The sequence below is a fragment of the Aquisalinus flavus genome, assembly GCF_014640095.1.
In the GTDB taxonomy this organism is placed as follows: Bacteria; Pseudomonadota; Alphaproteobacteria; order Caulobacterales; family Parvularculaceae; genus Aquisalinus; species Aquisalinus flavus.
This window is the reverse complement of sequence record NZ_BMGH01000001.1, coordinates 2,799,878-2,822,946: the sequence shown is the minus strand read 5'-3', so window position 1 is coordinate 2,822,946 and position 23,069 is coordinate 2,799,878. Positions and strand designations below refer to the sequence as shown.

29 protein-coding genes are annotated in these 23,069 nt (G+C 62.1%); 16 read left to right on the top strand and 13 right to left on the bottom strand.

The window, feature by feature from the left end; translation table 11 throughout:
* The first annotated feature begins 65 nt into the window (after positions 1 to 65).
* From IEV88_RS13000 to IEV88_RS12990, 3 genes are all read left to right on the top strand, one after another.
* The gene (locus IEV88_RS13000) at positions 66 to 1,655 is read left to right on the top strand and encodes a peptide chain release factor 3 (RefSeq protein ID WP_188158031.1); all 1,590 of its coding nucleotides are present in this window, start codon (positions 66 to 68) and stop codon (positions 1,653 to 1,655) included.
* A 597-nt stretch (positions 1,656 to 2,252) separates the two neighbouring features.
* Positions 2,253 to 2,711, top strand: coding sequence for a hypothetical protein (locus IEV88_RS12995; RefSeq protein ID WP_188158032.1), 459 nt, complete (start codon positions 2,253 to 2,255; stop codon positions 2,709 to 2,711).
* The gene (locus IEV88_RS12990; protein WP_188158033.1) at positions 2,704 to 4,209 is read left to right on the top strand and encodes a hypothetical protein; all 1,506 of its coding nucleotides are present in this window, start codon (positions 2,704 to 2,706) and stop codon (positions 4,207 to 4,209) included. Before IEV88_RS12995 ends, IEV88_RS12990 begins: the two co-directional genes overlap by 8 nt.
* A 491-nt stretch (positions 4,210 to 4,700) precedes the next feature.
* Here the strand turns inward: IEV88_RS12990 and IEV88_RS12985 are convergent, their stop codons facing one another.
* Positions 4,701 to 5,327, bottom strand: a complete 627-nt coding sequence (locus tag IEV88_RS12985) for a 2OG-Fe(II) oxygenase (protein ID WP_188158034.1) — start codon at positions 5,325 to 5,327, stop codon at positions 4,701 to 4,703.
* Positions 5,328 to 5,489: 162 nt separating this feature from the next.
* Between IEV88_RS12985 and IEV88_RS12980 the strand changes: the two genes are divergently transcribed.
* Positions 5,490 to 6,224, top strand: a complete 735-nt coding sequence (locus tag IEV88_RS12980) for a hypothetical protein (protein WP_188158035.1) — start codon at positions 5,490 to 5,492, stop codon at positions 6,222 to 6,224.
* Between the two features lie 6 nt (positions 6,225 to 6,230).
* On the opposite strand, the gene ypfJ is transcribed toward IEV88_RS12980, so the two are convergent.
* The 8 genes from ypfJ to IEV88_RS12940 form a co-directional block, all read right to left on the bottom strand.
* Complete coding sequence (ypfJ, locus tag IEV88_RS12975) at positions 6,231 to 7,160, bottom strand: KPN_02809 family neutral zinc metallopeptidase (protein ID WP_188158036.1); 930 nt, start codon at positions 7,158 to 7,160, stop codon at positions 6,231 to 6,233.
* 80 nt (positions 7,161 to 7,240) lie between these two features.
* On the bottom strand, positions 7,241 to 8,236 hold the full coding sequence (locus tag IEV88_RS12970) for a CPBP family intramembrane glutamic endopeptidase (RefSeq protein ID WP_188158037.1): 996 nt from the start codon (positions 8,234 to 8,236) through the stop codon (positions 7,241 to 7,243).
* Between the two features lie 23 nt (positions 8,237 to 8,259).
* On the bottom strand, positions 8,260 to 8,463 hold the full coding sequence (locus IEV88_RS12965) for a helix-turn-helix transcriptional regulator (protein ID WP_188158038.1): 204 nt from the start codon (positions 8,461 to 8,463) through the stop codon (positions 8,260 to 8,262).
* A gap of 3 nt (positions 8,464 to 8,466) precedes the next feature.
* Complete coding sequence (locus IEV88_RS12960) at positions 8,467 to 9,129, bottom strand: hypothetical protein (RefSeq protein ID WP_188158039.1); 663 nt, start codon at positions 9,127 to 9,129, stop codon at positions 8,467 to 8,469.
* 25 nt (positions 9,130 to 9,154) lie between these two features.
* A complete protein-coding gene (locus IEV88_RS12955; RefSeq protein WP_188158040.1) occupies positions 9,155 to 9,346 on the bottom strand; it encodes a hypothetical protein in 192 nt (63 codons plus the stop codon).
* Positions 9,343 to 9,561, bottom strand: a complete 219-nt coding sequence (locus IEV88_RS12950) for a hypothetical protein (protein WP_188158041.1) — start codon at positions 9,559 to 9,561, stop codon at positions 9,343 to 9,345. Before IEV88_RS12950 ends, IEV88_RS12955 begins: the two co-directional genes overlap by 4 nt.
* Positions 9,558 to 9,773 carry a hypothetical protein gene (locus tag IEV88_RS12945; RefSeq protein ID WP_188158042.1) on the bottom strand — a complete coding sequence of 72 codons (216 nt, stop codon included), beginning with the start codon at positions 9,771 to 9,773 and terminating at the stop codon, positions 9,558 to 9,560. Before IEV88_RS12945 ends, IEV88_RS12950 begins: the two co-directional genes overlap by 4 nt.
* 211 nt (positions 9,774 to 9,984) lie before the next feature.
* Positions 9,985 to 10,158 (bottom strand): hypothetical protein, encoded by a 174-nt coding sequence (locus IEV88_RS12940; protein ID WP_188158043.1) that lies wholly within the window; start codon positions 10,156 to 10,158, stop codon positions 9,985 to 9,987.
* A gap of 561 nt (positions 10,159 to 10,719) precedes the next feature.
* On the opposite strand from IEV88_RS12940, the gene IEV88_RS12935 reads away from it, so the two are divergent.
* The gene (locus IEV88_RS12935; RefSeq protein ID WP_188158044.1) at positions 10,720 to 11,463 is read left to right on the top strand and encodes a hypothetical protein; all 744 of its coding nucleotides are present in this window, start codon (positions 10,720 to 10,722) and stop codon (positions 11,461 to 11,463) included.
* Between the two features lie 34 nt (positions 11,464 to 11,497).
* Here IEV88_RS12935 and IEV88_RS12930 read toward each other — a convergent pair whose 3' ends face one another.
* Together IEV88_RS12930 and IEV88_RS12925 are read right to left on the bottom strand one after the other, a co-directional pair.
* Positions 11,498 to 11,761: a hypothetical protein gene (locus tag IEV88_RS12930; protein WP_188158045.1), complete on the bottom strand. Its 264-nt coding sequence runs from the start codon at positions 11,759 to 11,761 to the stop codon at positions 11,498 to 11,500.
* A 144-nt stretch (positions 11,762 to 11,905) separates the two neighbouring features.
* Positions 11,906 to 12,421 (bottom strand): YbjN domain-containing protein, encoded by a 516-nt coding sequence (locus IEV88_RS12925; protein WP_188158046.1) that lies wholly within the window; start codon positions 12,419 to 12,421, stop codon positions 11,906 to 11,908.
* A 213-nt stretch (positions 12,422 to 12,634) separates the two neighbouring features.
* Here IEV88_RS12925 and sdhC point away from each other — a divergent pair, with 213 nt between their 5' ends.
* The 5 genes from sdhC (at position 12,635) to IEV88_RS12900 (ending at position 16,673) form a co-directional block, all read left to right on the top strand.
* Entirely contained in the window at positions 12,635 to 13,033 is a 399-nt protein-coding gene (sdhC, locus tag IEV88_RS12920) for a succinate dehydrogenase, cytochrome b556 subunit (protein WP_188158047.1), read from the top strand.
* A gap of 2 nt (positions 13,034 to 13,035) precedes the next feature.
* Positions 13,036 to 13,380 (top strand): succinate dehydrogenase, hydrophobic membrane anchor protein, encoded by a 345-nt coding sequence (gene sdhD, locus IEV88_RS12915; RefSeq protein ID WP_188158048.1) that lies wholly within the window; start codon positions 13,036 to 13,038, stop codon positions 13,378 to 13,380.
* Positions 13,381 to 13,393: 13 nt separating this feature from the next.
* Positions 13,394 to 15,178: a succinate dehydrogenase flavoprotein subunit gene (gene sdhA / locus IEV88_RS12910; RefSeq protein WP_188158049.1), complete on the top strand. Its 1,785-nt coding sequence runs from the start codon at positions 13,394 to 13,396 to the stop codon at positions 15,176 to 15,178.
* Positions 15,179 to 15,238: 60 nt separating this feature from the next.
* Positions 15,239 to 16,048, top strand: a complete 810-nt coding sequence (locus tag IEV88_RS12905; protein ID WP_206711169.1) for a succinate dehydrogenase iron-sulfur subunit — start codon at positions 15,239 to 15,241, stop codon at positions 16,046 to 16,048.
* Between the two features lie 304 nt (positions 16,049 to 16,352).
* Positions 16,353 to 16,673: a hypothetical protein gene (locus IEV88_RS12900; RefSeq protein ID WP_188158050.1), complete on the top strand. Its 321-nt coding sequence runs from the start codon at positions 16,353 to 16,355 to the stop codon at positions 16,671 to 16,673.
* Here the strand turns inward: IEV88_RS12900 and IEV88_RS12895 are convergent.
* Positions 16,607 to 17,977 (bottom strand): Na+/H+ antiporter NhaC family protein, encoded by a 1,371-nt coding sequence (locus IEV88_RS12895; RefSeq protein ID WP_188158051.1) that lies wholly within the window; start codon positions 17,975 to 17,977, stop codon positions 16,607 to 16,609. The two genes, IEV88_RS12900 and IEV88_RS12895, sit on opposite strands and share 67 nt — an antisense overlap.
* A gap of 102 nt (positions 17,978 to 18,079) precedes the next feature.
* Between IEV88_RS12895 and IEV88_RS12890 the strand changes: the two genes are divergently transcribed.
* The 6 genes from IEV88_RS12890 (at position 18,080) to IEV88_RS12865 (ending at position 21,999) form a co-directional block, all read left to right on the top strand.
* Entirely contained in the window at positions 18,080 to 19,039 is a 960-nt protein-coding gene (locus IEV88_RS12890; protein WP_188158052.1) for an NAD(P)-dependent oxidoreductase, read from the top strand.
* A 37-nt stretch (positions 19,040 to 19,076) separates the two neighbouring features.
* On the top strand, positions 19,077 to 19,415 hold the full coding sequence (locus IEV88_RS12885; RefSeq protein WP_188158053.1) for an ArsR/SmtB family transcription factor: 339 nt from the start codon (positions 19,077 to 19,079) through the stop codon (positions 19,413 to 19,415).
* A complete protein-coding gene (locus tag IEV88_RS12880) occupies positions 19,416 to 19,886 on the top strand; it encodes an arsenate reductase ArsC (RefSeq protein ID WP_188158054.1) in 471 nt (156 codons plus the stop codon).
* A gap of 2 nt (positions 19,887 to 19,888) precedes the next feature.
* On the top strand, positions 19,889 to 20,935 hold the full coding sequence (gene arsB, locus IEV88_RS12875; protein ID WP_188158055.1) for an ACR3 family arsenite efflux transporter: 1,047 nt from the start codon (positions 19,889 to 19,891) through the stop codon (positions 20,933 to 20,935).
* 17 nt (positions 20,936 to 20,952) lie between these two features.
* Positions 20,953 to 21,672, top strand: coding sequence for an arsenical resistance protein ArsH (gene arsH / locus IEV88_RS12870; RefSeq protein WP_188158056.1), 720 nt, complete (start codon positions 20,953 to 20,955; stop codon positions 21,670 to 21,672).
* An 87-nt stretch (positions 21,673 to 21,759) separates the two neighbouring features.
* Positions 21,760 to 21,999 carry a hypothetical protein gene (locus IEV88_RS12865; protein ID WP_188158057.1) on the top strand — a complete coding sequence of 80 codons (240 nt, stop codon included), beginning with the start codon at positions 21,760 to 21,762 and terminating at the stop codon, positions 21,997 to 21,999.
* A 25-nt stretch (positions 22,000 to 22,024) separates the two neighbouring features.
* On the opposite strand, the gene IEV88_RS12860 is transcribed toward IEV88_RS12865, so the two are convergent.
* A complete protein-coding gene (locus tag IEV88_RS12860; RefSeq protein WP_188158058.1) occupies positions 22,025 to 22,996 on the bottom strand; it encodes a threonine ammonia-lyase in 972 nt (323 codons plus the stop codon).
* Positions 22,997 to 23,069 lie beyond the last annotated feature (73 nt).

The following is a 23,069-nucleotide window of genomic DNA, read 5'->3' as shown; positions in this document are numbered from 1 at the left end:
ACAGGGCGCAACCGGGCGGCATCAGCTGCCCGTTTGCATATCCACCTGACAGAAATCCGAGCCCCATGTCCGCCGATACCCAGCCTGAATGGCAGCGCCGCCGCACCTTCGCGATCATCGCGCACCCCGATGCCGGCAAGACCACGCTGACCGAGCGCCTGCTGCTGGAGCATGGCGCGATCCGCATGGCCGGCGACGTCAAGGCCCGGGGCGAGCGCCGCCGCACCCGCTCCGACTGGATGGAGATGGAGCAGAAGCGCGGCATCTCGGTCTCGTCCTCGGTCATGACCTTCGAATCCGACAAGGCAACCTTCAACCTTCTCGACACGCCGGGCCACGAGGATTTCTCCGAGGACACCTACCGTACCCTGACGGCTGTCGACAGCGCAATCATGGTCATCGACGCGGCCAAAGGCATCGAAAGCCAGACCCTGAAACTGCTCGAGGTCTGCCGCCTGCGCGATATCCCGATCATCACCTTCATCAACAAGATCGACCGCGAGGCGCGCGACGCCTTCGAACTGCTCGACGAGATCGAGGCTACCCTCGCCCTCGACCTGTCGCCGGTCACCTGGCCAGTCGGCATGGGGCCTGACTTCCAGGGCTGTTACGACCTTGTCCGAAACCGCTTCGATCCGTCGGCCCCGAGCGAGGATGGCACCAAGCGCCAGCTGGTCCAGTGCACCGGGCCGGACGATGAAAAACTCGACGCCATGGTCAAGGACTATGTGCTGGAGAAATTCCGCGAGGATGCAGCGCTGGCCGTCGAGGCCTACAAGCCGCTCGACCCGGAAGCCTATCGCCAGGGCCATATGAGCCCGGTCCTGTTCGGCAGTGCCCTGAAGAAACAGGGCGTCGCCAGCCTGTTGAACCTGGTCGAAACCATCGCCCCGGCACCGCGCCCGCAGCCGGCCGAACCGGAGACGGTCAGGCCGGAGGCGGATTATGTTTCCGGCTTCGTGTTCAAGGTCCAGGCAAACATGGACCCGAACCATCGCGACCGCGTCGCCTTCCTGCGGCTGTGCTCGGGCAATTTCAAGCGCGGCATGAAGCTGAAACACATGCGCACCGGCAAGCCGATGGCGATCCAGAACCCGATCTTCTTCTTCGCCCAGGAGCGCGAGATCACCGAGGAAGCGATGCCGGGCGACATTATCGGCATCCCCAATCACGGCACGCTGCGCGTCGGCGACACGCTGACCAGCGGCCCGGACCTGAAATTCACCGGCATCCCGTCCTTCGCGCCGGAGATATTGCGCCGTGTACGGCTTGATGACCCGCTGAAGGCCAAGCAGCTCAACAAGGCGCTGACCGATCTGGCCGAAGAAGGCGTGGTGCAGGTCTTCGCGCCGATGCTGGGTGCTGACCAGCTGATCGGCGTCGTCGGCCAGCTGCAGCTCGACGTCCTGACCTCCCGCCTCGGCACGGAGTACAAGATCGCCGCCGGCGTCGAGCCGAGCCGCTATCAGGCCGCCCGCTGGCTTATCTCCGACGACAAGGCGGCGCTGAAGAAATTCATCGAGAAGAACCGCGCCAACATGGCCGAGGACCGCGACGGCGCGCCGGTCTTTCTCGCCCCCGGCACCTGGGAAATTCAGTATGCGGCCAAGAATGCTCCCGAGATACGGTTCTCGGCGTCGCGCGAAGTGGCGTAAGCGCAAGGCAGGATTTCTATATTCTTGTCATCCCGGCCAAGCGCAGCACGAGCCGGGACCCATTTTCCAGAGATTGTGAGGCGGCTTGATGCAGCAGCGGCAAGGCCTCTGGAAAATGGGTCCCGGGTTGATGCTGACGCTCCCCCCGGGATGACAAGAGAGGCAGCATTGAGAGCACCGGCAACTTCCGCTGCGGCGTTGAGAAAATGAGGGGGTCCGTGTGTAGCGGCCATCGCCTCAATTAAAAATAAATGACTGGCATAGCTCTCGCTACACACGGCGGTGATCGATGCGGGGCCAAAGTGCATAGCTCTCCCGCCCGGGGGCGACCCCGGGTCACCGTTCCGGCGGACGATGCGAAGCTTGCGCACACCCTCTCATGCCACCGGAAACCTGACGCGATGATTGTCCGTGCAGGTTACACTTTCAACCATCGCCACCACCCGGTCCTCACCGGGCTTGGGGGAGAGAATAGACGGGTCCGGGGGCGCGGGGATAAGTATCGGCCAGACGGAAAAGCACCGGCGGGTTTTTTCGCGCCACACACTTTATGAGGGCATCATTTAGAGGCATACTCTTTCCCAACAGGAGAGAGAGATGACACCCGATACCACCAATATGGGCGAGCCTGTCAGGCTGGCCAGCGCCGCGGATATCGCAGCATTGCAATGGCGATCCTATCGGCAACGGCCCGTTGCCGTGGACCTGCCGGGTCTGGGCGAGAAAGACAGGCTCGCCTATTCGACCCGGCTCAACCGATTGATGGCGGAATGCGGCTGCAACGAGGGTGCGGTAGGCCTGTTGCTCGGGGCCGCCCTTGGCACGATAGCGGCCCTTCTCGCTGGCATGGGCTGGATTGCCGGGATTGCGGTGATCGTCGCGACCTCCATCGCCCTGTCCGGCCTGTTCAAATTCTCCAAGCTGTCCATGGCAAAGGCCCATTTCTTCAGCACGCTGGAGGAATTGCAGGCATTGGCAAATGATGGCGACAAGCCGCCGAAGCCCGCCGCCGGGATGACCGGTCGCGATTCCGCCATGGAGGCCGGGAATGGCTGATCCCTGCCTGAAACAAAAACTCTCCAACCAGAAGCGCTGTGTCGAATACCGCGAGGACAGCTATCGCCAATGCGCCGAAACCGGCACGCGCGAAAGACGGGAATGCGCCGAATATGCCACCAATCGCCGGCGCGAATGCACGCAGCAGCGCGACGACGGCTATCGCCAGTGCAACAATTGGGAGGAAGAGCGCAAGAAGACCTGCAGTAACCTGCACCCGCTTTTCGCCTGGGTCTGCATTGGCTGGACATGGGTGACGACGCGCACCTGCAAGGGCTGGAACTGGGTCTCCAACATGGTTTGCGTCGCCTGGACCACCATCGAAGAGACGTTCTGCAAGACGTGGTCGACGGTCATCGAAACGTTCTGCAAGGCCTATGAATGGGTCAGCTCGACCACCTGCGTGGCGTGGGAGGAAGTGCGCCACCGCGCCTGTCAGCTGGGTGAAATCCTCGACCGACTGATCCCCGATCTCGGCATTTCCGGCAGCGTGTTGTTACCGTTCCTGCCCCGGGGCTGGCTCGACCCGGTCAGCGGGCTCTATGAGGCCGCGATCAACCTCATCGGCACCGTGCTGCATGCGATTGCGGAAACCATCGATTCCACGGTCGGCGTTCTGGTCGATGCGATCGCCTGGCTCGTCTCCATGGTCACGCTGATACCGGTCCTCGGCCCGGCAGTCGCCATCGTGGTGAATTTCCTCAATATGCTTGTCTTTACCGTCATTGGCATGATCGTGGAGCTGCCGTTTGCCCTGTTCGGCGCGCGGCCTGAAAAGAAGCTGCGGGTCTGCCTCCTGTTGCCAGAATATATGGATACGCCGATGGCGCGCACGCAGATCATCGACCAGCTGGATCAAGCCTGCCGTCTCTTCTGGGCGGAGGCCCGTGTACGGATCGTTCCGGCACAATATTTCCAGTACCGCCGGGCCGGCAGGAATGCGCCGGAGACCCCGGACAACTCATGGATCAATGTCGTGCCCTATACCGACCGGAACCATCCCCAGGCAGGTTTCCTGCGCGATGTGCCCTGCCCCGGTGGCGACGGATCGGTGCAGGAATTCGCGAGCCGCCTGTTCCTCAAGGCGCACATGTTCCAGTATCTTGTCAAGGCGGGTTGCCTGCGCGGGTTCTACCGGTCGATCATCGGACCGGGCCCCTCGATAAAGATCATCATCGTCGAGAATCACGACGATCTCGGCACGGGCAATAACGATGCGCTCGGCTGCGCCCTTGGAGCGTGGCTGCAACTGTATGCAACGGTCAACAATCCGGACCCGTCTGCACCGCCCATGACCGGCACGCCGGCAACAGCCAATGTCCATGGCGCGGCGCTGCCGCTTCCGAGCACCACAGCCCATGAGCTCGGCCATGTCTGCATGCTGTGGCATACGGCTCGGGGCATCAATAATCTGATGAGCCCCGGGCGTACCGGCAACGACCTGACGGACGCGCAGGTCTATTTGCTCCGGAGCTGTCGCGCGACCTATTATTTCTGAGGATCATGCGTACACGGAAAATACCGCCATCGGGATAACAAGGGAGGATGGATCGCGCGCATCCCTGTTTCTCCGGAGAGGATTTGTCAAGGATGCAACCGCTTCGCGGCGCGCCTCCGGCGACAGGGCGGCGCTGAAGAAGGTCATCGAGAAGAACCGCGCCAACATGGCCGAGGACCGCGACGGCGCGCCTGTCTTACTCGCCCCCGCCGCCTGGGACATTCAGTACACGGCGCAGAACGCCCCGGAGATCCGGTTCTCGGCATCGCGGGAAGTGGCGTAGGCTCACGGCAGGATCTCTATATTCTTGTCATCCCGGCCAAGCGCAGCGCGAGCCGGGACCCATTTTCCAGAGGCCTTGCCGCTGCTGTATCAAGCCGCCTCACCGCCTCTGGAAAATGGGTCCCGGGTTGATGCTGGCGCATCCCCCGGGATGACAAGAGAGGATAGATCGTACGCACACGCCCTGTTTCACCGGACAGGAGAAGGCCCTACCCCTTCTCGAACGGGTTCAGCTTTTTCAGGAACAGCTGGAAGCCGCCGCGGTTTTCTTTCCGCGCCAGTTCTTCCTCGTTGATCAGGAAGGTCGTCTGGATGACATAGCGCTCGCCCTGGAAGGGCGGGTGGCCGTGCCATGACGTGTCGGAGCGCGCAAACGCGAAGACATTGCCGGCGAGCGGCGAGACTTCCTCGGCAAAATCGTCCATGCTGTCCTCACCATTCAGGGCACGGATCGCCCCGCCGGCGGCATTGTTCCAGCCCTCGTTGAGATAGATCAGCATGGTGCAGATTTTCGAGACCGAGTCATTATGCACGCGGCCGTCACCCAGCTTTGAATGCTTGCGCACGGTGATCATGCGCGGCTTGTCGCGCAGCTCCAGCCCGAGCTTGTCGGAGAGGATGTCGGCGAGTTCCGGCGATTGCAGGTCGGCGATCAGCTCGGCGAATTTACCCTTCGCCTCCAGCTGCGACAGCGGCAGATAGCCGGTCTTGTCGATCTTCGGATAATCGGCGCGGATCTCTGCGGCCTCATCCTCGCTCACCGCGCCCTCGGCGACGATGTATGTGAAGGGGGAGATGCGGGTGTCGGCGGCCCTCAGGGCATCAAAATTCAGCATGGTCGGCCTCTTGCCAAGTGTTCTATGCCCTTCCCATACCGCATCCACAGGCGGGCTGACAACTGAGCGCTGAACCGCGATAATGGCTGGACAAGCCCCGCGCCAGCGGCTTTGCTTGGGAACCCTCGACGATATGCCTGAACGGCCCCCTGAACGGACCTTATGGACAAGACGATCATCTGCATGAAATGGGGCACGCGCTATGGCCCCGAATATGTCAACCGGCTCTATGGCGCGGTGACGCGCAACATCACCGGGCCGCTGCGGTTCGTCTGTTTCACCGATGACCGCACCGGCCTGAATCAGGGCATCGAGATCCAGCCGCTGCCGCGCATCACCCTGCCGGAGCCCTATACCTGGACGCCGTGGCGCAAGATATCCTGCTGGCAGTATCCGCTGGCCGATCTGAGGGGCGATGTCATGTTTCTCGATATCGACCTGATCATCACCGGGCCTCTCGATGACCTCTTCGCCTATGCGCCGGGGGAATATTGCGTGATCGAGAACTGGACGCAGAAGACGCGCGGCCTCGGCAACACCTCGGCGTTCCGGTTTCCGGCGGGCAAGCATACCGGCCTGTTCGAGATCTTCGAGGCGAACCCCCGGAAGGTTCTGGAAGAGCATCGCACCGAGCAACATTACATCTCGAAATATATTCCCAACCAGCGCTTCTGGCCGGCGGAGTGGTGCGTGTCGTTCAAGCACGATCTGGTGCCGCCCTTCCCGTTCAACTGGTTCCGCGAGCCTGTATTGACGCCGGAGGCGCGCATCGTCGCCTTCACCGGCCGTCCGGACCCGGACGAAGCCGCCATCGGGGTGTGGCCGGCGCCGCTGCACAAGCGCTTTTACAAGCATGCCCTGCCCGCGACATGGGTCAATGAGCACTGGCGGGAATAGCCGTCCCTACAGGGCGTCAGTAGCGAAGGTGTCGCAGTCTTCCATCTCGCCGGTATCATAGCCGCGCTTGAACCAGTCCATGCGCTGGGCCGAGGTGCCATGGGTGAAACTGTCCGGCATCGGGCGCTGGCCGGCCTGGCGCTGCAGCGTGTCATCGCCGATGGCGTTTGCCGCCGCCAGCGCTTCCTCGATGTCGCCATCGTCAAGCCCGGCAAGCTCGTTCTCGTGATGGGCCCAGACCCCGGCGAGGCAGTCGGCCTGCAGCTCGACCCGCACCTGCAACTCGTTCTGGCCCGGGCCGGTCAGCCCCTGCTTGGCGCGCTGCACCTGCGACAGCGTGCCGGAGACGTTCTGGATATGGTGGCCGACCTCGTGGGCGACGACATAGGCCTGGGCGAAATCCCCCGGCGCGCCGAAGCGGCGCGACAGCTCGGTAAAAAACTCCGTGTCGAGATAAAGCGCGTTCGTCGCCGGGCAATAGAACGGCCCGACCGCCGAGGACGCATAGCCGCAGGCACCGGCACTGACTCCGCCGGCAAAGATATGCAGTTCCGGCTCCGGATAGGGGCCGCCGCGCCGCGTGAACTCGCCGTTCCAGACATCTTCGGTCGAGGCGAGGACGACGCACATGAACTGTTCGGTCTCGCTGCCGCTCTCGCACAGATCGGCCTGGCTCGTTGCGGATTGTTGCGGCGCATAGTCCTGCCCGCCGCCCGACAGCATTTGCAGCGGGTTGAGGCCGACCGCCTGCAGGGCGAAGAAGCCGACGACCAGGATCGCGATCCCGGCAAGCCCGAAGCGCGTCATGATCAGGCGCAGCAGCAGCATGATGATGACGCTGCTGCCGCCACCACCCCCAAGGCCACCAAGGGACTGGCGGCCCTCGCCCTTGCGGTTGACGACATTGCTGCTCTTGCGGCGGCCCGATCTGCGCATGAAAAATCCTCCCGGACCGACCGCCCTGAATTGGGGGGAGTGTCCGGGAGGATGTGAGCACGGGCCGTGCGGTTTTTCAATCAGGCAGTGGTTACTTCTGCCGATGGCATGGCGGGCGATGTCTTGCGGCGGCTGAACAGGAAGCCGGCGATCCCTAGCGGAATGAGGGTCCGCACTGCGAGGTCGGCTACCATGGCGGGGGTGAATTCCAGATCACCCAGATCGCCCATACTGTCCATCATCTCCATGAAGGCAGCGACGATGTCGCCGTTTTCGGATGCACCGGTCAGATAGGTCAGAACTGCGGCGAACAATGTGAAGTTATACCCTGTATGCAAGCCGGCGGCCGGAATCACCGAGCGACTGGCATAGGACACCGCGGCGAGCATGACACCGATCGATCCGACGGCACAGAATGTGTAGACAAGCCACCCAAGGCCGAGGAAGGCCCGATCGCCATGCAGGAGCATGAAAACGGCACTGGAAAAGATCACCGCAAGGACGAGGCCATGACGCCATGCCAGCGCGCTCATCAGCCAGCCACGGGCGAAAACTTCTTCGGCGGGTGCCTGTATGAGCAAGAAAATCAGCAGGCCAACCATCATGAATACATACTGGCCAGTCATGAGATTTTCAGCATTAAAGACGAACTCTGTTTCCTCTATGCCGGTGGGGGCGCCAAGAAGCGAGCCGGGAAGGGAAACGACGACGGCGAAAAGAATGCCGCCGAAAAATGCAAGCCAGAACTTGCCGCCATACAGGAAGCCGTTCAGGCCGGCCGACGCGAGCGATCGCTTCTCTATCTTGATCTTCATCAGCGACACGGCCATCAACCCGATGAACAGGCCAAACATCCCGCCAACGATCAGCGCCGCGACGACGCCAGCTGGCGGCTCTGCCGATTGCACAGGGTCCCAGCTCCCATTGAGCATGGCGATGGAGACGACGCCGATGGCAACCAGCGCGGCGCCCAGCGCCGCCAGCAGGAACAGCAGCGGCACCTGTACTATTGCCCACCACCAGGCAACCGGCTTTGCCCCCTCGGGCAGTGGTTCGTAGATATAGGACTTGCTCATGATTCCCTCCTTGAGCGTTGACGTCACTTTTTCTCTCCGTCGTCGGAGAAAATTTCCTCGATCTTCAGGTCGAACAGTCTGGCGATCTTGAACGCCAGCGGCAGCGACGGGTCGTAGCGGCCTTTTTCCAGTGCATTCACGGTCTGGCGGGAGACGCCCAGCTGCTTGGCGAGATCGCCCTGGCTCCAGCCCTGCCGGTCACGCAACTCGTTCAGGATATTGTCCATGCGTCAGATGCCCCCGCGGCGCTTGCCGAGATGCCATTTTCCGATCATCAGTGTCAGGATCGTGATGTAGTAGAACAGGTAGAAATGCCAGAACCGCGCCGCGCCAAGGCCGAGCACTTCTTCGCCCAGAGACCACAGCGTCACCGCCATGAACAGGATGACGCCGGCCAGCGCCGCCGGGCCGATGGCGATCCGGGTCCAGAATTCGTCGATCCGGTGAAAGCGGATGCATTCGATCACGATCCAGACAAGGGTGGCGAGAAACAGGCCATAGGCGCCGAGGGTGAAAAGCTCTGGCCTGGCCAGCGGACCGTCGCCCAAGGTCACCGGCACGGATGACCGGTCGATGAAATTCATCAGCACGATGCCATGGATCATGCTCGCCACGACGACGCGCAGGATGATGTTGCGCTGGACCGGGTCGGACATGTCGCCGAGCAGCATGTCGATATCGCTGGCATCGCCGCCGCTGTCGGCAGACGCGACCTTGCGGCGATAGCCCCAATACATGGCAGCGCCGCCGGCAAGGACCAGCGCCGCCCCGACGATAGGGAACCAGACCGAGCCCGGATCGTCATCGCTCGCCCAGCCGACGACCAGGCCGACACCGATACCGGCAACGAACATGCCGCCGATAATGGTCAGAAAGAAAGTCAATGTACGCATCTCGTGTATCCTGTCTTCTGTGCCGCTACTTCTTCTTTGGCGGCAGGCATTCGATGAGGAAGATAAGGGTGAGACAGATCCCAATGCCTCCATAAAAGCCGATATTGTCCTGCCACGTGCCGTTGACCAGATCGGCGACCAGAAACGCGGCAGCGAAAACCACGATGATGGCGAGGACGGCGCGGAATGCCGGATGACGCATGTAACGCTTCATCATTTCTTCCCCCTGCTGTCAGTCTTTCCCCTGTCGTCGGGCGGCATGATCTTCGCGCCGATGGCCATGGCGAGACAGAGCGACATCACCACATAGAACCAGAGATTTTCCAGCCCCTTGCCCGTGGCGATGTCGGTGACCAGAAAGACGACATAGAACAGGATCAGGATGATCGCCGCGATGGAGATGATATCGCGCCGCCAGTCGAACCGTCTCATGCCTGATCTCCGGCGTCGCGGCTGACGGCCCGCCGGGATGCGAGCCCGCACCAGCCGCCGATGGCAAGAACAGCCGCGGCTGCCAGCCCCCACAGGACCGCCCCCTGGACATTGCCATGGCTGAAGATCATCGCCAGCATGGCGCCAAAGGCATAGCCGCCGCCAAGGCCGAACAGGCAGGCGAGCACGAACAGGATCAAAGCACGGGACATATCTCTCTCCTTTGCAAACCGGGCGCCGCCACCAGGGCGGACGCCGGAAATCTCTTGTGTAAAGCGAGCTTTACGTGTAAAGATGCCTTTACAAGACGGGAGCAGGCCTGTCAAGCACCCTTTACAGGCCCCTCGACAAAAAAACCGCCCTGAGGCGGTTTTGGCAGTTCCATCGGTTTGTCGCGGCGTCTTTGTTGCAAGGATGCAGGCTTCATGACTTGTTCTTGAGCCGCGACTTCATCTTGCGGATGATCGCCGCCGTTTTGGACGGCCGCTGCTCTTCGCCAAAATCAGGACCTGCGACTGGCGTTGTCCGACACAAAGTCAGCCAGGCAATCCAAAGACTGATCAGCCCGATGACGACTGAGATGATCTGAAAGGTCATTATTCGAACTCCCAAGTATGTTCCCCTTTAATCCAATGTAAGCCACAAACCCCATAGATCAACTCAAGTCTCTGATATTGCATTGTTTTTTCGCCATTCGCGCTTCGTGAAAATTTCATCGCACAACACTGCATCATCCCTGCTTCAGGATGCACAGGGCAGGCGACTGCCCTGTGTTGCGACCGGTTACTCTTGATGAAATTGCGTTTGCATTTTGCAGTTGTGATGCAATAGTAGAGCCTGCATCACAATTACAACAAGAAGACGCGGGGGTACGTGATGAAACCTGACTTCATTCCGTATCTCGGCGTGACTACGGTGCTTGTCTCGAGCGGGTATATTTCGGACAGCGCGCTCAACGGGTCCTTGTCGCTGTCCCGGAATACGATCTATAATTTCAGGAACCGGGGCAGCGTCCATAGCGAGACCTTCACCGCGCTGAAGGCGACATTTTCTGAAACGCTTATCGAGCTCGATCGGCACAACCCGTTTCCGCCCACGGTGCGCACGCAGGTTCTGAAAATTCTGAACTCGGCTGAAGACAAGGCGCCATTCCGGAAGGTGATTGACGCCCTCTCTGCCAACACAGCAGGCGACATTCCAACGCACGATAAGGGCGACTTTCTGCCCGATATCGCCCTCGCCACATGGTTCGGTGTTGAAGCGAGCGTCAGACCGCGGACGGAGAACCGCTATGCTGGCGCATGGTGGCTGTTCCGGCCGGACTCACAGTCCAGGAAAGCCGGCAGCCAACCTCTCTGGAATATTTCCCTGATGAACATTCAGCCGCACGAGGCGAACCCGGCAAGGTCCGAGGATATCCTGCCAAAGTTCGAATTTTTCTATCGCCAGGGCGAGAGCGCAGACAGCCTGACCAACCAGCGCAAGGCAAACTCCATCTGGGAATATAGCGGACGGCTCATGCCGACCTTTCCTTTCCTGATTTTTCTCGGTGCCCGTTCGGAGTCGGTTCAGAAATACCCTGTCTTCATGCGCTGGCAGAAGTCTCGGCAGGCCGATAGCGGCGAGGAACATGAAACCGAGGCGGAAGGCCAGATATCGGCCTTTAATTCAGGACAACATGCGATCTCCTCAAACGTCTATGCCTATTTCATCACAGAGTCAGCATCCTGGCAGGGGGACGACTTCAACAACAACCTTAAAATCCTGCACGACAAGATCGGTCTGATGCCGGAAGACAAGCTGGATGACAGCTGGACGGGCATGGTTTCCACCGTAGAGAAACTCAACACCATTTTCGATGAAGCCTTCAGCCGCACGGCTATTTTGGAAAAGATTGATTAGGCTGATCGCCGCGACCCATCAGGCGAGAGCGCGATCAATCGTCATTTTCCTCATCAGCTGACATCCCCGTCACGTCAGCGAAGACCTTCAGGATGATCCTGACCGCGCGGTTCTCTGCAAAACAGGGCAGTGAAAGCTCGATACCCAGCACCTGGCTGACCTGGTGGCGGACGGAGATACCCTCCGCCGCGGGGGCTGTCCGGGCGATCAGGCCGTCATAGGCAGACACGGTCAGCGCTGCGCCGGCAAGGATGCCGACCAGCCCGATTCTCATGTCATGTCGATGATCGCGTCCCATTCGCCCCCTCTTCAATCCATCCCATATCATATCTGGTGACAGTTTGTCGCGCCTGCAAGCGACTTTCTCAAAATTTCGTCCCCGGGCGCGTCACGGCCCGGCCACAAGTCAAGACCCGGTCACAAGTCAAGACCCGGTCACAAGTCAAGACCCGGTCTGGGCCGCGTTCATCTCGCGCAGGAAGTCGGAGACGATCCCCTGCCAGCGGCCGAGGCGCGATTCGATATGGGCCGGGGTCACCCCGCCGGTCAGGTCGATGATGAAATCGACGCCGATCTCGCCGGAATCCTCCAGCACATAGGCCCGGCCATCGAAGCTGGAGTCGTTGAAATCGTTGACCACGCGGTAATCGTCATTGGTGATGGTGCGGCCGAGATCGAAATTGGCAAAGAACAGCAATTGCGAACAGCGCGCGGGCGAGCCCTCGCAGGACAGCGCCCGGACGATGAAATTGACCTGGCCGAGCCGGGCGACGGCAACCGGCGTGCCCTCGGCCTTGTCCGACATCAGCGTCGTATTGAACCCGGCCCCGGACAGAAGGCTGTCGATCTCCTGCGCCGACATGTCCTCTGCTATATCCGCCGCGATGGACGGCGCCGCCCAGATGGCGAACAGGGACGCGGCCATTGCCAGCCCGATCGTGCGTAAATTCCCCAGCATCACATAACCCCACACTCTGCTTTGGGCCAATCGTGCTGCATAATCGCGCCGCTGTCCATTGCGCCTTGCAAAAAACCCCGCCAGACCATATCGCTGTGCCGGGGTCGGCAATCGGGGCGCCAACCGGGTCGGGGCTGCGTCAAAACGCACAGATTCGTTGACTTGTTACCGGCCGACGATATTTTCCGCTCAAACGAGATAACGAGGCAATTGATGAGCGATCAGAGCGCGAGTACCCCTCTCTCCCCGCATTTGCAGATCTGGCGATGGACCGTCACCCTGTTCTGTTCGATCACCCACCGTGTCACCGGCATGGCCCTGTATGCCGGCACGATCCTGCTGACCATCTGGCTTGCTTCCGCCGCGACCGGCGAGGCCGCCTTCGCCACGGTGCAGGCCATCTATACCTCGCCCTTCGGCCTGATCGTGCTGTTCGGCTACACCTGGGCGCTGTTCTTCCACCTGCTCAACGGCATCCGCCATTTCGTCTGGGATGCCGGCTATGGCTTCTCCATCCCGGCATCGCGCGGATCGGCCTGGGGCGTCGTCGGCGGATCGCTGGCGCTGACAATCGCCGTCTGGGCAGCGGTCTTCATGACGGGGGGCAATTGATCATGGCCAAGCACGGCACCGCCCATTTCATCGCCCAGCGCATCACCGCGCTCGCCCTCGTCCCGCTCGCCATCTGGTTCGTGTTCGCGCTGCTGTCCCATGGCGGCGACACTCGCGCCGACCTGATGGAATGGATCGCCGGCCATCCGTGGTCGGTCGCGATCCCGCTCGCCATGCTTGTGCTTGTCGGCTTCTACCACATGCGCATCGGGCTGGAGGTCATCATCGACGATTACATCCACAAACCCGACCTGCGTGGCATGCTGCATTTCCTCAACACATTCGTGGCCCTTGTCGCCGGCGCCATCGCGCTGTGGTCGATCATTGCCATCACCCTGATCGCATAAAGGCAGTAACACCATGAGCACGTCCTACGAGATTATCGATCACGCCTATGACGTCGTCGTCGTCGGCGCCGGCGGGGCTGGCCTGCGCGCCACCCTCGGCGCGGCCCAGGCCGGACTGAAGACCGCCTGCGTCACCAAGGTCTTCCCGACCCGCTCGCACACGGTCGCGGCGCAGGGCGGCATTTCCGCTTCGCTCGGCAATATGGGCGAGGATGACTGGCGCTGGCACATGTATGACACGGTCAAGGGCTCCGACTGGCTCGGCGACCAGGATTCGATCGAATATCTGTGCAAACACGCGCCGGCCGCCGTTTACGAGCTGGAGCATTGGGGCGTGCCTTTCTCGCGCACCGAGGAAGGCAAGATCTATCAGCGCGCCTTTGGCGGCATGACCAAGAATTTCGGCGAAGGCCCGGTCCAGCGCACCTGCGCCGCCGCCGACCGCACCGGCCACGCCATCCTGCACACGCTCTATGGCCAGTCGGTCAAGCAGAAGGCGGAATTCTTCATCGAATACTTCGCCCTCGACCTGATCATGGACAATGGCGAGTGCAAGGGCATTCTCGCCTGGAAACTCGATGACGGCACCATCCACCGCTTCCGCGCCAAGCAGACGATCCTGGCGACCGGCGGCTATGGCCGCGCCTTCTTCTCGTGCACCTCCGCGCACACCTGCACCGGCGACGGCAATGCGATGGTACTGCGTGCCGGGCTGCCGCTGCAGGACATGGAGTTCGTGCAGTTCCACCCGACCGGCATCTATGGCGCCGGCTGCCTGATCACCGAGGGCGCGCGCGGCGAGGGCGGCTATCTGACCAATTCCGAGGGCGAACGCTTCATGGAGCGCTATGCGCCGAGCGCCAAGGACCTCGCCTCGCGCGATGTCGTCTCCCGCGCCATGACGATCGAGATCCGCGAGGGCCGCGGCGTCGGCTCGGGCAAGGACCATATCCACCTGAACCTCAACCACATCCCCGCCGACACGCTGGCCGAGCGTCTGCCGGGCATTTCCGAGACCGCCCGCGTCTTCTCCGGCGTCGACGTGACGAAAGAACCGATCCCGGTGCTGCCGACCGTGCACTATAATATGGGCGGTATACCGACCAATTATCACGGCGAGGTCATCACCAAGAAGGGCGGCGACAGCGACGCCATCGTGCCCGGCCTGATGGCCATCGGCGAGGCCGGCTGCGTGTCCGTCCACGGTGCCAACCGCCTCGGCTCGAACTCGCTGATCGACCTCGTCGTCTTCGGCCGCGCCGCCGGCCTGCGCTGCGCCGAGATCGTCGATCCGAATTCCCCTGTGCCGGAAACGCCGAAGGCCGCGGACGATTTCGCCCTGCAGCGCCTCGACAAATTCCGTCATGCCTCCGGCGGCACGCCGACGGCCCAGCTGCGCCTTGCCATGCAGAAAGCGATGCAGGAAAACTGCGCCGTGTTCCGCAGCGGCGACGTGCTGTCCGAAGGCCAGCAGAAGATGGGCAGGATCCATACCGGCATGACCGACATCTCGGTCACCGACCGCTCGATGATCTGGAATACCGATCTCGTCGAGACGCTGGAATTCGACAATCTCGTCGGCCAGGCTTACGTGACGATGGACTCGGCCGCCAACCGCCAGGAATCGCGCGGCGCCCACTCCCGCGAAGATTATCCGGACCGGGACGACACCGAATGGATGAAGCACACCATCGCCTGGTATGAAGACGGCAAGTCGATCATCGACTATCGCCCGGTGCATACCTGGACCATGTCGAACGACATCTCCTATATCGAGCCGAAGGCCCGCGTGTACTAGAATACGGTATACTGACCATCAGAGAATGTTTCGCGCAGAGACAGAAAGAAAGTCTTTTCCATGGTAGAGCTGACACTGCCCCGCAATTCCAAGATCACCGCCAAGGGCAAGAGCTACAAGGGCGAGAAATCCCCGTCCTCCGACAAGGCGCCGGACATGCGCACCTTCAAGATCTATCGCTCGGACCCGGACAGTGGCGAGAACCCGCGCGTCGACAGCTATGAGATCGACGTCTCGGATGTGTCCATGGTGCTCGACGCGCTGATCCGCATCAAGGACACGCTCGACCCGACCGTGACCTTCCGCCGCTCCTGCCGCGAGGGCGTGTGCGGCTCCTGCGCGATGAACATCAACGGCGCCAACACGCTTGCCTGCACCAAGGGCATGGATGAGTGCGGCTCCGGCGATGTCGCGATCTATCCGCTGCCGCACCAGCCGGTGGTGAAGGACCTCGTCACCGACCTGTCGAAATTCTACGAGCAGCACGCCGCGATAGAGCCGTTCCTGCAGTCGCGGGACGAGCCGGAGCAGGAGCATATCCAGAGCCATGAACAGCGCGAGAAGCTCGACGGGCTGTATGAATGCATCCTGTGTGCCTGCTGCTCGACCTCGTGCCCGTCCTATTGGTGGAATGGCGACAAGGATGACGGCAATGAATATCTCGGCCCCGCCGCGCTGCTGCAGGCCTATCGCTGGCTGCAGGATTCGCGCGACGACGAGAAGTCCAGGCGGCTCGACTATCTCGACGATAATTTCCGCCTCTATCGCTGCCACACGATCTTCAACTGCACATCGGTTTGCCCGAAGGGCCTGAACCCCGCAGAAGCTATTGCCGGAATCAAGCGCATGATGGTAGAACGGGCGAAGTAGTCTCGTTTTCGGGACCACCACGTGTCCCATCTACACCTTCAAAAGGCGGCTGCCTGTACAGCCGCCTTTTTCTTTGGGCGGGGGATTGGAGCGATGGGGTGTTTCGCGGGATCGGCTTTAGTCAAGGCTGCAACCGCTACGCGGCGCGCCCTTCAGGGCGCGGCCTTGACAAAAGACGACCCGCAAAACGATTGCTCGCCATGCCTGAAACGGCACAAAGTGCCTTTCAGGCCTTGGCTGATAAAATACAAAACTATCCAACACTCGTATAACTCAATATGGTTTTCCATATGGAACCAAGCGCATGAGCAACACACATGATAGCGGGCAAAAATGGCACCTAGCCAGAATGGCCATGATTGCTGCTATTCTGGGGCTTCTTCCTGCGTTGGTTCTTGCAGCAAAAAACATCATGACGCTCGGCTTTGATGACCTGCAGCTGAATATGTTGATCTACACTGCTCTCTTTTTGTTTCTCTTCGCTGTGATATTTCTTGCGCTCTATCTTTCGCATAAACTTCGCATACAGAAGAAAAAAAAGGAACCAGCCTGGCTTTCCTACCCCGCCACAATCCCCGCGACCAGATACATCGCGCCCGCAATCCCTGCCGCGACGAGCGCATAGGGCAGCTGCGTCTTGACGTGGGACAGATGCTCCGAGCCCGCCGCAACGGAGGCAATCAAGGACGTGTCGGAGATCGGCGAGCAGTGATCGCCGAACACACCGCCGCCGAGAACCGCCGCCAAGGCAAGCGATGGCGGGATGCCGAGCGCGATGGCGAGCGGCATGGCGATGGGCACGAGGATGCCATAAGTGCCCCAGCTCGTGCCGGTCATGAAGCTGGTCAGCGCAGCCGCGGCGAACAGGATCACCGGCACGGTGAAAGCCGGCAGGTTTCCGGCCGCCATCGCTGCGACGAACTCACCCGTGCCCAGCGCGCGCAAGGAAGACCCGAGCGCGATGGAGAGCAGCAGCACCGTGACGAGCGGCACCATCTCGCCAATGCCCTGAAAGGCTTTCTCCTGCAGGTCGCGGGTCGTCATCATCCGGTCGAGCCACAGCATGGTGCCGGCGATGACCACGGCGAGCGTGATCGCCCACAGGATCGACCGCGCGCCATCGCCATCGGTGATATTGCCATTGCCGGTGATCGTCATGAAGGACAGGGCACTGACGATCATGACGGCAAGCGGCAGCCACATGTATCGCGGGCGCGTCGGCGCGGGGCCGGCCTCCTCCAGCCCGCCCGCGACCCGTGCATCGGCCTTGGCCATCGGCCCGAACACCTTGCCGGTGATTGCGGTGAGATAGACGCCGGTGACCGTCAGCAGCGCGTAGAAATTCCATGGCACCGAGCCCATGACCACGTTCAGCGGATTGGCGAAATCATACTCGCCGACGAGGCTGAGCGCATAGGCGCCCCAGCCATTGAGCAGCAGGAGGACGCTGATGGGCGCCGAGGTGGAATCGATGATATAGGCGAGGCGCTCGCGCGACAGGCCGTGGGCGTCATGTAAAGGCCGGCCCAGCACCCCGGCCGACAGCAGCGAGACATTGGTCTCGATGAAGATCACCGTGCCCGTGCCCGCCACCGCCAGCTCCGCCCGCCGCCGCGACCCGGCAAGGCCGGAGCGGATCAGCGCCTGGGCCATCGCCGCGACGCCGCCGGATTCGCGCATGAAGGCGATCAGCGCGCCGATCAGCAAACAGAACAACAGGATCTGCGTATTGTAGGCACTCTCGAACACCGCGACTGCGCGGTCGACCGTGCCGACCAGCCCGTCGAACAGGAAGAACCCGCCCGGCCCGGCGAAGCCGATCAGCGCTTCGGACAGGAACAGGGCGACGATCAGCGCCGCGTAGACATTGCGCGCGACCACCGCAACGAGGATCGCCATGACAGGCGGCAACAGGGTCAAAGCATCCATGGGGTTTCCGGCTCCTCAATCGAAGGGACCACCATTACCGATTTTGGCTTTGTGGACCAGCCGGGCTTTTCGCCGACGTAATGCGCCCTTTATAACGATCCCATGAGCAAGCCCTTCATCACCCGCGCCTATCTCCTCGAGCACCGCCCCGTGACCATGGCCATGCTGCGCGAGGCGCGGCCGGACCTTGAGGTGATTGACGCCTCTGGTGGCACGGTGATGCCCGAAGACGACGCGCCTTACGCCGTCACCACCTTCGGCCCGGACGGGCGGATCAACGACTTTTCCGGCTGCGCCTGGGTCCATTGCGCCGGGGCGGGCTATGACAAGATCCTCGCCAATGCGGACTTCGAGCCGCCGGTGCTGACGCGGACCATCGGCACGCTCGGCAACCAGCTCGCCGAATATGTGCTGGCCTATTATTTGCGCCACACCCAGAACATGGCCCTGCGCGAGCGCCTCGCCGCGAACCGCGACTGGCAAAACAAGCAGGCCCTGGGCGATCATGCCTTCACCCACCGCGCGCTGATCTTCGGCACCGGACCGATGGGCGCAACGATAGCGCGATATCTTGGCAATCTCGGCCTCGAAACGATTGGCGTCGCGCGGTCAGCACGAGAGATCGAGGGCTTCGACAAGGTCATTACACTCGATGACCTGCCGGACCATACGCCTGGGACCTTCTACCTCGTCGTCCTCGCCCTGCCGGATAACGACCAGACCCGCGGGCTGATCGACCTGTCGGTGCTCGGGCAGTTCAAGGACACGCTGCTGATCAATGTCGGGCGCGGCTCCGCCCTGCCGCTGGCGGACCTGTTCACGGCACTCGACGCCGGCCATGTCGCCCATGCGGTGCTCGATGTTCAGGAAACAGAGCCGCTGCCGGCCGCCTCGCCGCTGTGGGACGAGCCGCGCATCACCATCACGCCCCATGTGTCCGGCGGCACGCGCCAGGAAGACATTGCCGAGGCGTTTCTTGAGTCTCTCAAGGCGCTTGAGCGTGGCGAAGCGCCCGATCTTCTGGTATGGGATCAGCGCCGCGAAGAGCGTGCCAAAGAATAGGCTTGCCATGTTTCCATATTTCTATAATTATAGAAGTATGGAAACGAAACTCGCCGTTAACGCCTTTGCCGCGCTGTCGCAGGAGACCCGCCTCGACATTTTCCGCCTCCTGATCAAGGCAGGCACGGGCGGCCAGCCTGCCGGGGCCCTCGCGGAGGCTCTTGGCATCGCCGCATCGACCCTGTCCTTTCACCTGAAGGAGCTGGAGCATGCCGGTCTCGTCACCTCCGCCCGCGATGGCCGGCGCATCTTCTACAAGGCCGATTATGCCGGCATCCGCGAGGTCATCGACTTCCTGATGGCCGATTGCTGCAATGGCGACCCGCGCCTGTGCGGCCCCTATATCGTCACCCGCACCAAAGAGGAGTGCTGCTAGATGGCCAATATCCTGTTCCTGTGCACCGGCAATTCGGCACGGTCGGTTATGGCGGAAAGCTACATCACCCATGCCGCCAAGGGGGCCTCGAATGGCGGCTGGCGCGGCTGGTCCGCCGGCTCGAAACCGACCGGCACGCCTAATCCTTTCGCCCTCGAAACGCTGCGCGCCCACGGTATCGAGCCGGTTTCCGGCGATGGCGGGCCGGTGCGCTCGAAAAGCTGGGATGAGTTCGCCGAGCCGGGTGCGCCGATCATGGATGTCGTCGTCACCGTCTGCGACAATGCCGCCGGCGAAGTCTGCCCGATCTGGCCGACACGGCCCGGCGCGGCCGCGCCGCGCAAGCTGCACTGGTCCTTCCCCGATCCGGCAGCCGCCACCGGCAGTGATGATGACAAGCGCGCCGCCTTCGAAGCAATCTTCGCGGATATCCGCGCGCATATCGACGAATTCCTGGGGCAGGAGGGCTGACCGTGACAGATGCGGCCCCGTCCCCGCTCGGCTTCTTCGAGCGCTATCTGTCCGTCTGGGTCGGCCTGTGCATCCTTGCCGGCATGGCCCTCGGCAGCCTCGTGCCCGGCCTGTTCGGGGCGCTGGCCGCCATCGAATATGCCAATGTCAATTTCGTCATCGCGATACTGATCTGGATGATGATCTTCCCGATGATGGTCAATGTCGATCCCGGCACGCTGAAGGATGTCGGGCGCAAGCCCAAGGGGCTGTGCATCACCCTCGTCATCAACTGGCTGGTCAAGCCGTTCAGCATGGCAGCGCTCGGCGTGCTGTTCTTCGAATATCTCTTCGCCGGGCTGGTCGCGCCCGAAGATGCCCGCGAATATATCGCCGGGATGATCCTGCTCGGTGTCGCGCCCTGCACCGCCATGGTCTTTGTCTGGAGCCAGCTGGTGCGCGGCGATGCCAATTACACGCTCGCCCAGGTCTCGATCAACGACCTCATCATGGTGTTCGCCTTCGCGCCGCTCGCAGCCCTGCTGCTCGGCGTGACCGATATCATCGTGCCGTGGCAGACGCTGATCCTGTCGGTGCTGCTCTATGTGGCAATCCCGCTGGGCGCGGGGCTGGCGGTCCGGGCAGCGCTGATCAAGCGCGGCGGCACGGCACGCCTTGCCGGGTTCACCGCCGCAGCCAAGCCCTGGTCGGTCATCGGCCTTCTTGCCACTGTCACCTTGCTGTTCGGCTTCCAGGCCGAAACGATCATCGCCCAGCCGCTGGTCATCCTGCTGATCGCGGTGCCGCTTTTGATCCAGAGCTATGGCATCTTCGCGATCGCCTATGGCTGGGCCTGGGGCTGGCGCGTGCCCTTTTCCACCGCTGCGCCTGCGGCGCTGATCGGGACGTCCAATTTCTTCGAGCTTGCCGTCGCCGTGGCGATCAGCCTGTTCGGGCTTGAGTCCGGCGCGGCGCTGGCGACCGTCGTCGGCGTGCTGGTCGAGGTGCCGGTGATGCTCTCCCTCGTCGCCATCGCCAATCGCACCCGCTCGCATTTTCCGGCGACATAACAAGACACCAGGACCCCATGACCGACACCAAAGACATGCCCGCCCTGTCGCAGGACCATATCCGCGCCGTTGACACCGCCGCCCTCGCGCCAGCCGGTGACCCCGGCCACCGCCCGCGCATCCTGCTGCTTTATGGCTCCCTGCGTGAGCGCTCCTACAGCAAGCTGCTCACCCTCGAAGCCCAGCGCCTGCTCGACATGTTCGGGGCCGAAACGAAACTGTTCGACCCGGCCGGCCTGCCGCTGGCAGATGCCGCGCCCGCTGATCACGAGAAGGTCGCGGAATTGCGCGACCTGGCCGCCTGGTCCGAGGGGATGGTCTGGTGCTCGCCAGAACGCCATGGCGCCATGACCGGCCTGATGAAGACCCAGATCGACTGGATCCCGCTGTCGCTTGGCGGCGTGCGCCCCACCCAAGGCAAGACCCTCGCCCTGATGCAGGTCTGCGGCGGCTCGCAAAGTTTCAACACGGTCAACCAGATGCGCATCCTCGGGCGCTGGATGCGGATGATCACCATCCCCAACCAGTCCTCCGTACCCAAGGCGTTCCTGGAGTTCGAGGAGGACGGCCGGATGAAGCCGTCGCCCTTCTACGACAGGGTCGTCGATGTGATGGAAGAGCTGGTAAAATTCACCTGGCTGACGCGCGGGCGCAGCGACTATCTCACCGACCGCTATTCGGAACGCAAGGAATCCGCCGCTGAGGTGTCGGCCCGGGTGAACCAGAAATCGCTCTGACCCCGCGAGACCGCGAAATTGACTCAGGTCATGTCTGGCCCGGCCTGATCTGTTAGGGTTCCTGAAAAGAAGAGGAAGGAACCCGCCATGCGCCCGTTCATCGCCATCGCACTCGCCGCCACGCTCCTTGCCGCCTGCGCCACGCCATCATTCAACCCGGACCCGACGCTCGACTCCTCTCTCGTCGGTACGACGATCGAGATCATGACCGGCGAGGAGAAGCGCATCGTCAAGGTCAAGAAGATCGAGGATGGCGTGATCTATACCGAGGCCGGGGAGACCTTCACGGATGCTCACATTATCGATACGAACCCGGAACGACCCTGATAGACGAGGGGCTTCGGCAGGTCGATCACCGCCCTTGGATCACTTCGGCGAACAGCGCCGCGTCGACATTGCCGCCTGTCGCGATGACGGCGACATTCCTGCCCAGCACGTCTATGCGGCGTGACAGGATGGCGGCCAGCGCCACGGCGCCGCCCGGCTCCAGCACCAGCTTGAACTCCTCGAAGGCAATCTTCATCGCGCGGCGCACATCGTCATCATCGACAACCAGCCCGCCGGCGACATGCTCGATCAGGATCGGAAAGGTCAGCGCGCCCGGCGCCGGCAGCAAGAGGGCATCGCAAATCGATTTCGCCCCCGGCTTGTTGGAAACCCTGCGACCGGCGGCGAGCGAGCGGGCCGTGTCATCGAAGCCTTCCGGCTCGGCCGTCCACACCGCCGTCTCCGGGCTGCGGTCAGCCAGCGCCAGCGACACGCCGGATGACAGGCCACCGCCGGAGCAGCAGATCACGACATCGTCGAGGATGACGCCCGATTCCTCTGCCTGTTCGGCGATTTCCAGCCCCGCCGTGCCCTGCCCGGCGATGATATGGGCATCGTCATAAGGCGGGATCAGGACCGAGCCGCGCTGTTCGGCGATCTCAGCGCCGATCTCTTCGCGGCTTTCGGTGTTGCGGTCATAGAGCACCACTTCGGCGCCATGGCGCTCGGTATTGGCGATCTTCACCTTCGGCGCGTCTGACGGCATCACGATGACCGCGTTGACGTGATGGAGCTTCGCCGCGAGCGCGACGCCCTGGGCATGATTGCCGGAGGAATAGGCGACCACGCCGCGTGCCTTTTCGGTCTCGCTGAGGCAGGCGATGCGGTTGGTCGCGCCGCGCAGCTTGAACGAGCCGGTCTTCTGCAGGCTCTCAGCCTTGACGAAGAGCCGCCCGCCGAGGCGCGCATTCAGCGTCTCGCTTTCCAGCAGCGGCGTCTTCAGCACATGCGGCGCAATCCTGTCCGCCGCCTGCTCGATATCCTTGATCGTGACCATGTCCCGTGACCGTGCTTGACCTCAGCTTGCGCTTTGCCCTTGCCACAATATGGGGTAGGGGGAAAGTCTTTAT